The organism is Dyella silvae (assembly GCF_026421305.1).
Lineage (GTDB): Bacteria > Pseudomonadota > Gammaproteobacteria > Xanthomonadales > Rhodanobacteraceae > Dyella > Dyella silvae.
Window position 1 is genome coordinate 36,403 of the sequence record NZ_JAPJBQ010000001.1, and the last position, 13,484, is coordinate 49,886.

General features: G+C 63.0%; 11 protein-coding genes and 1 pseudogene. 10 read left to right on the forward strand and 2 right to left on the reverse strand.

The genetic code is table 11. The features are described 5' to 3' along the window. Positions 1–27 precede the first annotated feature (27 nt). The 3 genes and pseudogenes from OQE56_RS00180 to OQE56_RS00190 form a co-directional block, all read left to right on the forward strand. A complete protein-coding gene (locus OQE56_RS00180; RefSeq protein WP_267220392.1) occupies positions 28–1,959 on the forward strand; it encodes a 3-hydroxybutyrate oligomer hydrolase family protein in 1,932 nt (643 codons plus the stop codon). Between the two features lie 113 nt (positions 1,960–2,072). Next, a complete protein-coding gene (locus OQE56_RS00185; protein WP_267220394.1) occupies positions 2,073–2,582 on the forward strand; it encodes a peptidylprolyl isomerase in 510 nt (169 codons plus the stop codon). A gap of 154 nt (positions 2,583–2,736) precedes the next feature. Further along, positions 2,737–3,171 (forward strand): annotated as a pseudogene (locus OQE56_RS00190) (YidB family protein); the annotation flags it as partial. Positions 3,172–3,225: 54 nt separating this feature from the next. On the opposite strand, the gene OQE56_RS00195 reads toward OQE56_RS00190, so the two are convergent. Next, positions 3,226–3,483 carry a GlsB/YeaQ/YmgE family stress response membrane protein gene (locus tag OQE56_RS00195; RefSeq protein ID WP_267220398.1) on the reverse strand — a complete coding sequence of 86 codons (258 nt, stop codon included), beginning with the start codon at positions 3,481–3,483 and terminating at the stop codon, positions 3,226–3,228. 256 nt (positions 3,484–3,739) lie between these two features. On the opposite strand from OQE56_RS00195, the gene OQE56_RS00200 reads away from it, so the two are divergent. After that, the gene (locus OQE56_RS00200) at positions 3,740–4,939 is read left to right on the forward strand and encodes a pyridoxal phosphate-dependent aminotransferase (RefSeq protein WP_267220400.1); all 1,200 of its coding nucleotides are present in this window, start codon (positions 3,740–3,742) and stop codon (positions 4,937–4,939) included. A gap of 75 nt (positions 4,940–5,014) precedes the next feature. Continuing rightward, positions 5,015–6,001 carry a malate dehydrogenase gene (locus OQE56_RS00205; RefSeq protein ID WP_267220402.1) on the forward strand — a complete coding sequence of 329 codons (987 nt, stop codon included), beginning with the start codon at positions 5,015–5,017 and terminating at the stop codon, positions 5,999–6,001. A gap of 63 nt (positions 6,002–6,064) precedes the next feature. On the opposite strand, the gene OQE56_RS00210 is transcribed toward OQE56_RS00205, so the two are convergent. Then, the gene (locus OQE56_RS00210; RefSeq protein WP_267220404.1) at positions 6,065–7,099 is read right to left on the reverse strand and encodes a MerR family transcriptional regulator; all 1,035 of its coding nucleotides are present in this window, start codon (positions 7,097–7,099) and stop codon (positions 6,065–6,067) included. 117 nt (positions 7,100–7,216) lie between these two features. On the opposite strand from OQE56_RS00210, the gene OQE56_RS00215 reads away from it, so the two are divergent. The 5 genes from OQE56_RS00215 to OQE56_RS00235 all read left to right on the forward strand — a co-directional run bounded on the left by OQE56_RS00215 (position 7,217) and on the right by OQE56_RS00235 (position 13,462). After that, positions 7,217–7,558 (forward strand): hypothetical protein, encoded by a 342-nt coding sequence (locus OQE56_RS00215; RefSeq protein WP_267220406.1) that lies wholly within the window; start codon positions 7,217–7,219, stop codon positions 7,556–7,558. A 114-nt stretch (positions 7,559–7,672) separates the two neighbouring features. After that, the gene (gene prpE / locus OQE56_RS00220; protein ID WP_267220408.1) at positions 7,673–9,577 is read left to right on the forward strand and encodes a propionate--CoA ligase; all 1,905 of its coding nucleotides are present in this window, start codon (positions 7,673–7,675) and stop codon (positions 9,575–9,577) included. A gap of 373 nt (positions 9,578–9,950) precedes the next feature. Then, entirely contained in the window at positions 9,951–10,841 is an 891-nt protein-coding gene (gene prpB, locus OQE56_RS00225; protein WP_267220411.1) for a methylisocitrate lyase, read from the forward strand. 69 nt (positions 10,842–10,910) lie between these two features. Further along, the gene (prpC, locus tag OQE56_RS00230; protein WP_267220413.1) at positions 10,911–12,056 is read left to right on the forward strand and encodes a bifunctional 2-methylcitrate synthase/citrate synthase; all 1,146 of its coding nucleotides are present in this window, start codon (positions 10,911–10,913) and stop codon (positions 12,054–12,056) included. Positions 12,057–12,505: 449 nt separating this feature from the next. Further along, the gene (locus tag OQE56_RS00235) at positions 12,506–13,462 is read left to right on the forward strand and encodes a hypothetical protein (RefSeq protein ID WP_267220415.1); all 957 of its coding nucleotides are present in this window, start codon (positions 12,506–12,508) and stop codon (positions 13,460–13,462) included. Positions 13,463–13,484: the final 22 nt, after the last annotated feature.

Sequence of the window (13,484 nt, forward strand, 5' to 3'; positions counted from 1 at the left end):
CGGTGCCGGGGGAGGGGTCATCACCGCATGGCGACCGTACCTGTGCTGGACTTTGGCGCAGTTGTGGGCGCGCTGACGCGCGCAAGGGTGGACGGCATGGCCAATCGCCTTCCCCAATGGATATGGTTGCTTGCCCCGGTACTGGCGTCGTGCGCCGCGGGGCCTGCACCCATGACCAAGGAGACCGGCATGCAAGCCCCTGCGTTTGTGCACGGTGAGGTACGTCTCACCGAGCACCGGGAAGGTGACGACTTATTGAGCGCGGGCCTGGGGTTGGAGGGGCTGGCGGGCCCACCGGTGTCGTTCGCGCATCCTTCGCATCCGACCCCGGCGGAGTTGCGCCGCCGTGCCGTTCAGTCGAGCTGGAAGGGCATTGCCGATCTGGGGCCCCTGGGCGGTTATGGCCGGGTGTATGGCGCGGTGCCCAATGTGCCGGGGCGCGAGTACCAGGCTTTTGCATGGATTCCCGGTGCCCACGCGCCGCATCGCGTGCTGGTGCAGGTGCCGGACCAGTTCGATCGATCGCGCCGCTGCCTGGTGGTGACTGCGTCATCGGGCTCGCGCGGCATTTACGGTGGCATCGCATTGGCGGGTGCCTGGGGTCTTCCTCGCGGTTGTGCCGTGGCCTATACCGATAAGGGTGCAGGCACGGGCTATTTCGATCTGGCCGACGATAGTGGTGTGGTGCTGGATGGCACGCGCGCCCGGCGCGGCACGACGACGCTGGAGTTTGAGCCCGAAGAAACGGGCGGGCGCACGGGTATCGCCTTCAAGCATGCGCATTCCGGGGACAACCCCGAAGCCGACTGGGGCCGGCACGTGTTGCAGGCAGCTCGCTTCGGGCTGTCCATGCTTGATCGCGCGTTCCCCGACCAGGCCCCCTTCACCGAGCAGAACACACGCATCATTGCGACGGGTCTCTCCAATGGCGGTGGCGCGGTGCTGCAGGCGGCTGGTCTGGATGACGACTATCTGCTTTCCGGTGTCGTTGCGCTGGAGCCGAATGTGCATGTGCCTGATCAGGGGCGGGCGCTGTTCGACTACGCGAGCGAGGCTTCTATCTGGCTTCCGTGCGCCTTGGCCGGCACCCGCTTCGATGCGGCGCCCATGGCGCGTACGCCGAAGGGTGAAGTGCCACCGGCGTGGGCACAGCGCTGCCATCTGCTGCATCAACATGGCCTGGTAAGCGGCACGCGCGTGAACGCGCAGGCATCGCAGGCGTATGAGCATTTGCGTGCCAGCGGATGGTCCGATGAAACGATGATCACGGCGGCATCCACCACGGCTTTTGATATGTGGCGTGCCGTTACGGCGGCTTACGCGTCCGCGTATATGCGTCGTGGCCCGCACGATATGCCGTGCGGGTTCCGTTACCAGGCAGCGGGTGCACACGGCGTAGCTGATGCGGCGGTTCGCGCCGGCTGGTGGGCCGATGCATCAGGCATTCCTCCGGGTAATGGCGTGGATTTGTTGGGAGGCACGGATCATTCGGCGGACCCCACGCTGCCGGGCGCGCTTTGTTTGCGCGCCGTATGGGAGGACACCGATGCCAGCACTCAGCCATTGCGGGACGGCGTCGCGGCAACCGCCGTCAAGTTGCCGCGTGGCAGCCTGGCGGTGTGGGTGGTGCATGGCGCGTCCGACGGATTGCTGCCTCCGTCCTTCACCTCCGAACCCTATGTGGCGTGGGTCCATGCCAAGGGTGGGCATTTGTTGTACTGGAAGGTGCCGTACGCCCAGCACTTCGACGCCTTCCTGGCGCTGCCGGGGTTCGGCGAACAGCATGTGCCGCTGCTGCCGTATGGCTACGCGGCGTTGGATCGCCTGTGGGCACATCTTTATGAAGGGGCGCCCTGGCCTGCGGTGGTGCCGACACCCGCGCCGCGGCCGCGTGGTACCGGCGAACTGACCAGAGAAGCCCTCGACCTGCCGGCCGCCTGGACCCAGGGTCCGAAGTAAGGGCGATCCTTGGACGTGACAACAAACGCCTGCCAATGACGCCAGCTGGAGTATCCTTGCCGGCCCGCAGGGCGCCTGTGGTTGCGCCCTGTTTTTGAAAACAAGGATTTCCGATGACCATCAACGTCACCATGAACACCAACCGCGGCCCGATCCACTTGCGTCTGCACGACGACAAGACCCCGGTGACCGTGGCCAGCTTCGTCAACCTGGCTCGTCGTGGCTACTACGATGGCCTGTCGTTCCACCGCGTGATTGCCGACTTCATGGTGCAGGGCGGCTGCCCGGAAGGCAGTGGCCGCGGTGGTCCGGGCTACCGTTTCGAGGACGAGTTCAATCCGTCGCTGCGCCACGACAAGCCGGGCGTGTTGTCGATGGCCAATGCCGGTCCGCGCACCAACGGCAGCCAGTTCTTCATCACCCACGGTGCTACCCCGTGGCTGGACGGCAAGCACAGCGTGTTCGGCGAAGTGCTGAGTGCGGAAGATCAGGCGGTGGTCGACGCCATCCGCCAGGGTGACGTGATCGAGAAGGTCATCGTGGAAGGCGACGTCGATGCGCTGCTGGCCGCCCAGGCTGACCGCGTGAAGGAATGGAACACGGTGCTCGACGAGCGCGGCTGAGCGCAAACGTGCAGCTGATGTGAAGAAGCCGCCGATTCTCTGGAATCGGCGGCTTTTTTTGTGCATTGCTGTCATGGCGGCAGAGGCATCGGCGGCCTAGAATCGATGGGCTCCACACGACACACGATGTGCGCCATCCCATTCCCAAGGAGATGTAGTCATGTCATTTCTCAATGATTTGCTCGGTGCAGTTCAGGGCAATCAGGCCGGCGGTTCCACGCTGGTTTCGGTGGCAGGTCAGTTGATTGAAAAAGCCGGCGGCGTGCAGGGCCTGGTGGCCATGCTGCAGCAACATGGGTTGGGCGACGCCGCGCAATCCTGGGTGGGCACCGGTGCCAACCAGGCGGTTTCAGGCGAGCAACTGGGTCAGGCGCTGCAGAACGGCGGCCTGGGTTCGCTGGTGCAGGAAGCGGCAGGCAAGCTGGGTGTCGATCAGAACCAGTTGCTGGGTCAGCTTTCGCAAGTGCTGCCGCACGCTGTCGATCACCTTACGCCCGATGGTCAGGTGCCGGCACAGGGTGGGCTGGATCTGGGGTCGCTTGCCTCATTGGCGGGCAAGTTGTTTGGCGGCGGCAATAACGCTGCCTGATGCAAGTTGGACATGACCCCGACGATGCGCCATGCATCGTCGGGGATGTCTGCGTCAGGAGCTAGCGCCGCGACGGAACAGCGCGTGATAGATCACGAGCAACACGACCGCGCCGATGATCGATCCGACGAAGTGCATGAAACCGGCTTCCGGCCACCATCCCAGCTTCTCGCCGACGTAGGTGGAAATGAACGAACCGGCAATGCCGAGGAGGGCGGTGATAATCCACCCCATGGCCTCTTTGCCCGGGGTTACCGCCTTGGCGATGATGCCTACGACCAGACCGACAATGATTACCCATAACCAATGCATACTCGTATGTCCTTGGTGAGTGTTGGAAAGGTCTCCTGTTCGAAACGGCTGGCCCGCATCCCGCGGGCCCCTGCCATGCGCCCAGTCCCTTCCGGGTGGGACGGTTCTGGCGCGCCCATGATGCCCTCAGCGCGGCGCTCGCGCACGCCCCTCATGCGGGGTTCGACCATCCGATGACGCCGGGGGCGGCAGATGACGCGCCGCCGCATGCTAAAATTGCCGGGTTTGATGTCTTTCCCCCGCACAAGAGGAAGTCATGCCCCAGCTCGCCCAGCGTGTCGGTCGCGCCAAACCCAGCGCGATCATGGTCATCGCCGAAAAGGCCAAGCAGCTCAAGGCTGCCGGTCGCGACATCATCAGCTTCTCCATCGGTGTCCCCAATTTCCTTCCTGGCGAGCATGTGTATGCCGCCGCACGCGAAGCGCTCCAGCACGACACCGGTCAGTACGGTAGCAACCGCGGTGCGGATGCGTTGCTCGACGCGTTTCTGGTGCACATCGAAAAGCTTGGCTTCAAGGGCTACGGCCGCAACAACCTGTCGATCGGCATCGGTGCCAAGCAGGTGCTGTACAACCTCGGCGAAGCGCTGCTGAACGAGGGCGATGAAATCGCCTTTGCCGCGCCGTTCTGGACCACCTATCGCGATATCGCGGACATCCTGGGCGCCAAGGCCAACATCCTGCATTGCGGCCCGGAGCAGAACTACAAGCTCACGCCTGCGCAGCTCGATGCTGCCCTCGTGCGCAAGCCCAAGGTGTTCCTGTTCAACAATCCGTCCAACCCGACGGGCATGGTCTATACGCGCGATGAAATCGCCGCGTTGGCCGAGGTGCTGGCGAAGTATCCGGACACCTGGATCATCACTGACGACATCTACAACTCGATGGTGTTCGACGGCATCGGCTATCACAACTTCGTGCACGTGAAGCCGGAGCTGAAGGATCGCCTGATCTTCGTCGATTCCGTGTCCAAGACCTATGGCATGCCGGGTTGGCGTGTGGGCCTCATCGCCGGCCCCGAGAACGTGGCCAAGGCCATCACCACGCTCAATTCCAATCACATCACCAGCGTGCCTGAGGTCGTCACGGCGGCTGCCGTCGCCGCATTCAGCGGCCCGCAGGATGTGCCCGAGGCCAAGTGCAAGGAATTCGCCGGCAAGCGTGACGTTGTCGTCAATGCGCTGCGCGCGATTCCCGGCGTCGTGTGCCCCTATCCGCAGGGCGCGTTCTACGCGTTCCCCGATATTTCGGTGGCGTTCGGCAAGAGCCACAACGGCGTGCGCATCAACAACGACGTTGAGTTCTGCGCTGCGCTGCTCGAAGCCAAGGGCGTGGCCTGCGTGCCGGGCTCGGCCTTCGGTGAAGAGCGCGCCATGCGCATTTCCTACACCTGTCCCACGGCACAATTGCAGCCTGGGCTGGAACGTATCCAGGCGTTCTTTGCTGAACTGACCTGATGATCTTGGGGCCCATGCCGCGTGGCATGGGCCTTGTCTTTTGTAAGCACTAGCCAAGTTGAAGGAGTTTCTCCGATGAAAGCCCCCGTTCGTGTTGCCGTTACCGGCGCTGCCGGCCAGATCGGTTACGCCCTGCTGTTCCGCATTGCCGCGGGCGACATGCTGGGTCCGGACCAGCCGGTGATCCTGCATCTGCTGGAAATCACCCCGGCGCTGCCCGCCCTGCAGGGCGTGGTGATGGAACTCAACGACTGCGCGTTCCCGACGCTGGCCGGTGTCGTGGCCACCGACGACCTCAACGTCGCGTTCAAGGATGTGGATTACGCGCTGCTGGTCGGTGCGCGTCCGCGCGGCCCGGGCATGGAGCGCAAGGATCTGCTCGAAGCCAATGGCGCCATCTTCGGCCCGCAGGGCAAGGCCCTGAACGATCACGCCAAGCGCGACGTGCGCGTGCTGGTGGTCGGTAACCCGGCCAACACCAACGCGCTGATCGCTCAGCAGAACGCTCCGGATCTGGATCCGAAGTGCTTCACCGCGATGGTGCGCCTGGACCACAACCGTGCGCTGTCGCAGCTGGCCGAGAAGACTGGCAAGCACAACACCGACATCAAGAAGATGACCATCTGGGGCAACCACAGCTCCACCCAGTACCCGGACCTGCACCACGCCACCGTGGGCGGCAAGCCGGCGCTGTCGTTGGTCGATCAGGCCTGGTACGAAAGCGACTTCATCCCGACCGTGCAGCAGCGCGGCGCGGCCATCATCAAGGCGCGTGGCGCATCGTCGGCCGCATCGGCCGCGTCGGCCGCGGTCGACCACATGCGTACCTGGGCACTGGGCACCGCAGAAGGTGACTGGGCTTCGATGGGTATCCCGTCCGACGGTTCGTACGGCATCGCGCCGGGCGTGATCTACGGCTACCCGGTGACCGTGAAGAACGGCAAGTACGAGATCGTGCAGGGTCTGGACATCAATGCCTTCTCGCGCGCCCGCATGGACGCCACCGACAAGGAACTGCGCGAAGAGCGCGCTGGCGTCGAGCACCTGTTCGCCAAGAAGTAAGCGAACAGTTGTTGATGCTGAGACAAGGGCGGCCATGTGCCGCCCTTGTTGTTTCGGAACCCCTTAGTGGGTGCGCGGCGCGGCTTGTAGCGTGGCAAGGATGCTCCTCACGTAACCGATCAGCGCCTCGTCTGCCCACGAACTCTCGGTGAGGTCCGGCTCTTTTGCGTGGGCTTCGCGGATGCGTTCGTGCGTGCCCGGATCGGTGCCCGCGTAACTGCAGAACAGCGTCATCCAGTGTTTGCCGAGTGCGCGGGCTTCGGTGTCATGTGGCTGCACGCCATGGGTCATCGCCTTGCGCAATGCGACCAGCAACGGCGGCCATTCGTTGAACGTCGCGCCGTAGTGTTCGCGCATGAAGGCGAACTCCGCGGGCTTCAGATAGCGCTGGTAGATCGCCAGCCGGCCCTCCACGAACGCTTGCTCCACGAAGCGCCGCATGGCTGTCGTGACCCCCATGGCATCCCATGAACCCGGTTCGTTGTCGTGCATGGTGTTGAGGCGCACCAGAAAATCCGGATTGCCACCGGTGTCCCGATACAGCGTGCGCATCCAGCGCATAGCGAGGACCTGTGCTTCGGGCGCCTCCGGCGAAACGCCACGATTCAACGCTGCCTGCACCGCGCTGACCATGGCGCTCCATTCGGCGCGGGTGTCTGCGTCGTGAAGCAGTGGCAGTTGCTTGATTTCCTCGGCGGAAAAATAGTTCTCGTACATCGTCATCAGCTCCAGGGTGTCCAGCCATTCGGCCAGATCAGGGGGCTGTCCGGAGGTCAGCTGCGCACGCAACTGAATGAGCCTGCCGCGTAACCGTGCGGCACGTGCCAACTCGCGATCAATCTGTGCCAGCTGACGGTCGATCAGTTCGGCCAGCGGCAGCTCAGGCCCGGACAGGGCTTTTCCGATGTCAGCCAACGACAGGCCCAGCTGGCGCAAGGCCTGGATACGATGCAGGCGTTCGATATTCGCCCGGTCGTAGAGTCGATAGCCGGCAGCGGAGCGCAGCGAGGGCACCAGCAGGCCGATGGCGTCGTAATGGTGCAGCGTGCGGACGGTGAGTCCGCTGCGCCGCGCAAGTTCGCCTACTGTCAGTTCCATGGGGTGTCCTCGTTGCGTGCCGGGCACTCTGGGGGCTCACGTTACGTGAGGGTCAAGCCTCTCCGTGTGACACCGCATCTATGGTTAAATCAGCGAATCGTCGACTGGAATATGGATATGAAGCAACTTATTGCGATCACCACCTGCTGTGTGCTCCTGGCTGCCTGCGGCGGCGTTCATGGCGTGCGCGACACCACGCCCAAGATGAGCAGCCGCACTCACAAGGATATTCCGACCTATCTGGAGTGCGTGCAGACGAAGTGGTCCGCGACGGCTCAGGTCAGCACCTCCTCCAAGAAGGAAGAGGGCACCTTGTCGGCGACCGACAAATCCGGCGCCAAGGAGCTGATCAGCGTGACGCCGGATGGCACGGGCGCGCAGGTGATGATGTACGAGACGCAGGATACGAAGAAGGAATACAACCCCGCCTATCGCGACGCGGCGGTATCCTGCCTCTGATGGCTCGGCATGGGTGATGGCCGTCGCCGCCATCACCCATGACAATGCTCGACCAAGGTCGCAAGGCCCGTTTCCCGCTGCTGATCTAGGCTAGATCGATAGCATGAGGCGAAGGTGTCAGCGATGCGTTATGAGGCGTTTTATCAGCGTTCGGTGGAGCAGCCGGAGGCGTTCTGGGCCGAGCAGGCGCAGCGCATCTATTGGCATGTACCACCCCGGCAGATTCTCGACGTGTCCAACCCGCCATTCCGGCGCTGGTTTGTCGGTGGCACCACCAATCTTTGCTACAACGCTGTCGATCGTCACCTAGAAGAACGTGGCGGTCAGCTGGCGCTGGTGGCCATCTCTACCGAGACCGGACTGACGCGCGAGCTCACCTATCGCGAGCTTTATCGCGAGGTGAATACCTTTGCCGCGGTGCTGGCATCGCTGGGCGTGGGCAAGGGCGACCGCGTCGTCATCTATATGCCCAATATCGCCGAAGCGGTATTCGCGATGTTGGCGTGCGCGCGCATCGGCGCGATCCATTCCGTCGTGTTCGGGGGTTTTGCGGCCCACAACCTCGCACTGCGCATCGATGACGCACAACCCAAACTATTGATTGCGGCCGATGCCGGCATGCGCGGCGGCAAGGTCATTCCCTACAAGCCATTGGTAGATGCCGCGCTGGAAGAGGCCCGGCACCAGCCGCCAAACGTGTTGATCGTCGATCGCGGTCTTGATCCGCAGATGACGCGTGTCGCCGGGCGCGATCTCGACTACGCGAGCTTGCGTGCCTCCTACGAGGGCGCGGAGGTGCCGGTGACGTGGCTCGAATCCAACGAGCCGAGCTATTTGCTTTACACCTCGGGTACCACGGGCAAACCCAAAGGCATTCAGCGCGATGTGGGCGGCTACGCGGTAGCGATGGCGTTGTCGATCACTACGGTGTTCGATATTTCGCCGGGGCAGGTGATGTTCTCCACGTCCGACGTGGGCTGGGCCGTGGGGCATTCGTATAACGTCTATGCGCCGTTGATTGGTGGCGCAACATCGTTGTTGTACGAAGGGTTGCCGACGAATCCCGATCCGGGTATCTGGTGGCAGTTGTGCGAGCGCTATGGCGTACGCACGATGTTTTCCTCGCCCACCGGCATTCGCGTGCTGAAGAAACAGGATGCCAGTTGGCTGAAAAAGTACGACCTGTCACGGCTGAAATGGCTGTTCCTCGCCGGTGAGCCGCTGGATGAACCTACCGCGCACTGGATTACCGACGGCCTGGGCGTGCCGGTGATCGACAACTACTGGCAAACCGAAACGGGGTGGCCTGCGATCACGCTGATGCCGGGGCTCGACCTCAAGCCTGTGAAGTTCGGATCGCCGGGTTTGCCCAGCCCTGGTTATCGCATGAAGGTGATCGACGAAAATACCGGCGAAGAACTGCCACCTCACCAGAAAGGCGTGCTGGTATTCGTGCCGCCCTTGCCGCCTGGCTGCCTCACCACGGTGTGGGGTGACGATCAGCGCTACATCAACAGCTACTTCAGTCACTTTAAAGAGCTGTTGTACAGCTCGCTGGACTGGGCCATCCGCGACGAGAACGGCTACACCACCATCCTCGGCCGCACCGATGACGTCATCAATGTGGCGGGCCATCGCCTGGGGACGCGCGAGATCGAGGAGTCGGTATCCACGCACCCCGCTTGTGCGGAAGCGGCAGTGGTTGGCGTGCACGATGAGCTGAAAGGCCAGGTGCCGGTGGTGTTCGCCACGCTCAGACAAGGCGTGACCGAGATGCCGGCGGAGGTGGCCAAGGGCATGCAGCAACGCGTGGTGGAGCAGCTGGGCGGTGTCGCCAAACCGGCACGCATCTATGTGGTCAATGCGCTGCCAAAAACTCGCTCCGGCAAACTGTTGCGTCGCTCGCTACAGGCGCTGGTGCAGCACACCGATCCGGGCGATCTGTCCACGCTCGATGATCCGAATGCGCTGGAGGAAGTGCGGCGTGCGCTGGAGCGCGGGCCGGAGCAGGGCACCTGATATTGCGCATGGGTTTTTCGCTCTCCCCTTTGAAAGAGGGGGCCGCGGCACGCTTGCCTCGCCATTCCATAAAAGGCGTCGCCCCGGCGTAGGCGGGGGCCGGTGGCTCCGGTCTTTGGGTTTGGCGCTGCCTGGGATGTGGTGCGATGACGGGCGGGTAGTCCCCATGGGACGGACGTGCCTCGCCGCAAGCATGGCGCCTCATCCTGGCCCTTTCCCCTCCGGAGAGAGGGGGGCCGTCGTCCGTGATGCCGTGGGACGATCGCGGCCCTCCACTTTCATCACACGCAGCGTTCGAAACCATGCATGTTGCCGCGCAACAGCCCTTGAACACGCCCTGCGCTAAAATCGCCCCTTTATGAGCGGAGGTTTCATGGCCCAGATTGCATCCCCCGGCGCAAGGTTCCGCGCCGCCGTCGCCGCCGAAAGTCCCCTTCAGGTGATGGGTGCCATCACCGCCTACGCCGGCCTGATGGCCAAGCGTGTGGGTTACAAGGCGCTTTACCTCTCTGGTGGCGGTGTTGCCGCCAACTCGCTGGGCATCCCTGACCTCGGCATTTCGACCATGGAAGACGTGCTCACCGACGCACGCCGCATCGTCGACGCCACGCAGATGCCGCTGCTGGTTGATATCGATACGGGCTGGGGCGGCGCGTTCAACATTGCGCGCACCATCCGTTCGTTCATCAACGTCGGCGTCGCTGCCGTGCATATCGAAGACCAGGTGGGCCAGAAGCGCTGCGGCCATCGTCCGGGCAAGGAAGTAGTGCCCAAGGAAGAAATGGTCGATCGTGTGAAGGCCGCGGTGGACGCGCGCACCGATGACGGCTTCGTCATCATGGCACGCACCGATGCCGCCGCCGCGGAAGGGATCGACGCCGCCATCGACCGCGCCTGCGCCTATGTCGAGGCCGGCGCGGACATGATCTTCCCCGAGGCCATGAAGACGCTGGACGACTACCGCCGCTTCAAGGCCGCGGTGAAGGTGCCGATCCTGGCCAACCTCACCGAGTTTGGTTCCACGCCGTTCTTCACCACCGACGAACTGCGCGATGCCAACGTGGATATTGCGTTGTACTGCTGCGGCGCCTATCGCGCCATGAACAAGGCTGCGCTGAACTTCTACGAGACGGTGCGCCGCGAAGGCACGCAGAAGAACATCATCGACACCTTGCAGACCCGCGCGGACCTGTACGACTTCCTCGGCTACAACGCCTACGAGGACAAGCTCGACGCGCTGTTCGCCAGCCAGAAGAAGGCCTGACCGGCCGCCCCATTCGTCGGCCGTGGTGCGCCACGGCTGGCAAAGTCGCATGTTGAGGAGACGTATCCGATGAGCGAACAAACCCTTCCCAAGCCCAAGAAATCCGTCGCGCTGTCAGGCGTGGCTGCAGGCAACACCGCGCTGTGCACGGTGGGCCGTAGCGGCAATGACCTGCATTACCGTGGCTATGACATCCACGATCTGGCGGCCAAGGGCTGCTTCGAGGAAGTGGCTTACCTGCTGGTGCACGGCGTGTTGCCGAACTGGGCGGAGCTGAATGCCTACCGCGCCAAGCTCAAGCGCCTGCGCGGCCTGCCTGCGCCGGTGAAGAGCGCGCTGGAATTGCTGCCGGCCGCTACCCACCCGATGGACGTCATGCGCACGGGTTGCTCGGTGCTCGGCACCGTGCTGCCGGAGAAGGATGACCACAACGTCACCGGCGCGCGCGACATCGCCGACCGCCTGATGGCCAGCTTCGGTTCGATGCTGCTGTACTGGTTCCACTACAGCCACAACGGCAAGCGCATCGAAACGGAGACCGACGACGAGTCCATCGCCGGGCATTTCCTGCACCTGCTGCACGGCAAAAAGCCGAGCGAGCTGCATGCGCACTCGCTGGACAAGTCGCTGATCCTTTACGCCGAGCACGAGTTCAACGCGTCCACGTTTACCGCGCGCGTTATCGCCGGTACGGGGTCGGACATGTACTCGGCGATCACCGGCGCCATCGGCGCGCTGCGCGGTCCCAAGCACGGCGGTGCGAACGAAGTGGCGATGGAAATCATTGCCCGCTACCGCAATGCGGCTGAGGCGGAAGCCGATATTCGTGCCCGCGTGGAGCGCAAGGAGATCATCATCGGTTTCGGTCACCCGGTGTACACCGTGTCCGATCCGCGCAACGAGATCATCAAAGAGGTCTCGCGCAAGCTCTGCACGGAGGGTGGCAATGAAACCCTGTTCGACGTGTCGGAGAAGATCGAGAAGCTCATGTGGGAACAGAAGAAGATGTTCCCCAACCTCGACTGGTTCTCGGCCAGCGCGTACCACATGATGGGCGTGCCGACCGCCATGTTCACCCCGCTGTTCGTGATTGCCCGTACCTCGGGCTGGAGCGCGCACGTGATCGAGCAGCGTGAAGACGGCAAGATCATCCGCCCGAGCGCGAACTACACCGGCCCGGAAGACCAGACTTACGTGCCGATTGAGAAGCGCTGAGCCGAATTACAGCGTGGCGTAAGAAAAAAGGGGGCTTTAGCCCCCTTTTTTGCGCGCATCTTTCGTTACGGTTCAGGACCCTGTACGACATTGCTATCCTTTCGTATGCACCGGTGTAACGCATCCGATACAGCCGTTCCACAGCGGAATTCAAGCTGCGAAATGCGCCGTAACGCATTGATCCATCGTCTTATGACTCCGCGTTTATGTCCGGGGCGCCGCACTCGCGGATAGATGGGGTGTAACAGGCATGAATCACCCAGGGCCTTTATGTGACTGACTGAAGCCAGACTCACCGGCCATGATTCCGTTCAAACACCTGATTTCATGGCTGTCGCACTGGAGCTTGCGCCGATTCGCGACGTGGCATGCATGTTGCGACTAATCCGTGCTGGACTTGCAAGACCAGCAACACAGGGGGTCACCGCATCGTTCCAGGAGTAATGACTATGCGTAAGACTCTAATAGCGACTGCGATTGTTCTGGGATTGGGGCTGGCACTCCCGGCATTCGCGGACAATACGGATAACTCAGGCAACTCAGGTGCCATCACTAGTAGCAGTACCAACTCGAGCACCCACAGCAACTCGAGCACGCACACTAAGACCTTCACGGATGCTTTCAATTCAGGCGATGCGGCCGCTTCTGGCGAGGGCACCGCCGCAGCTAATAACGGCGGAACGGCAAACGCTTCGTTCACCGATTCGTTCAACACCAATATTGCGGTAGCCAACAGCGATCTGTCGGGCTCCGTCAGTAATGTTGGCGTGAGCGGCATTGGCAACTGGGCGCAGAACAACGGCGACGCCAGTGGCGGCGACGGCGGCCGTGGCGGTAAAGGCATCGGCGGCAAGGCCATCGGCGGTAACGGTGGTGACGGCGGCGATGGCGGCAACGCTCATTCGCGTAGCGGTCATGCCGGCGGCAGCGGCGCATCCAGTGGTGATTCGGGTGCATTCGCAAGTGCCTTTGGCGGCGATAGCGAAGGCGACAACTACGCCAATGCTCATTCGCGTAACCATGGCAGCGGCAGCAGCGGCAATGCGACCGGTGGCAACGGCAGTTGGACAGGTGGCGCAGCAACCGGAGGTACTTCGACCTCAGCTAGCGGCGCTGCTTCCTCCACTGGCGGTACCAGCGGTTCATCGACCGCTTCGGCGGGTAGCGGCGGTGCCGGCGGTGCTGGCTCTGGCGGTACCGGTGGTGCTGGTTCGGGCGGTTCGGGCGGTGCTGGCGGCGCAGGCGGAACGGCCTATGCCGATGCTGGCACTTTCGACATGTCCAACCAGATGAACAACGCGGCAGCAGCGGCTGCGGGCGTCACGATCATTGCTCAGAACAGCGGTGCGGCATCGCTGCTCCAGCAGAGCGTGAATGTCCAGGCCAACCTGAACTTCAGTCACTAACAGGTAATAGCCCGGCACGGTG

Coding starts and splice junctions, on each gene's coding strand:
- OQE56_RS00180 (WP_267220392.1), top strand. CDS start 28: ATGGCGACCGTACCTGTGCTGGACTTTGGCGCAGTTGTGGGCGCGCTG.
- OQE56_RS00185 (WP_267220394.1), top strand. CDS start 2,073: ATGACCATCAACGTCACCATGAACACCAACCGCGGCCCGATCCACTTG.
- OQE56_RS00195 (WP_267220398.1), bottom strand. CDS start 3,483: ATGCATTGGTTATGGGTAATCATTGTCGGTCTGGTCGTAGGCATCATC.
- OQE56_RS00200 (WP_267220400.1), top strand. CDS start 3,740: ATGCCCCAGCTCGCCCAGCGTGTCGGTCGCGCCAAACCCAGCGCGATC.
- OQE56_RS00205 (WP_267220402.1), top strand. CDS start 5,015: ATGAAAGCCCCCGTTCGTGTTGCCGTTACCGGCGCTGCCGGCCAGATC.
- OQE56_RS00210 (WP_267220404.1), bottom strand. CDS start 7,099: ATGGAACTGACAGTAGGCGAACTTGCGCGGCGCAGCGGACTCACCGTC.
- OQE56_RS00215 (WP_267220406.1), top strand. CDS start 7,217: ATGAAGCAACTTATTGCGATCACCACCTGCTGTGTGCTCCTGGCTGCC.
- prpB (WP_267220411.1), top strand. CDS start 9,951: ATGGCCCAGATTGCATCCCCCGGCGCAAGGTTCCGCGCCGCCGTCGCC.
- prpC (WP_267220413.1), top strand. CDS start 10,911: ATGAGCGAACAAACCCTTCCCAAGCCCAAGAAATCCGTCGCGCTGTCA.
- OQE56_RS00235 (WP_267220415.1), top strand. CDS start 12,506: ATGCGTAAGACTCTAATAGCGACTGCGATTGTTCTGGGATTGGGGCTG.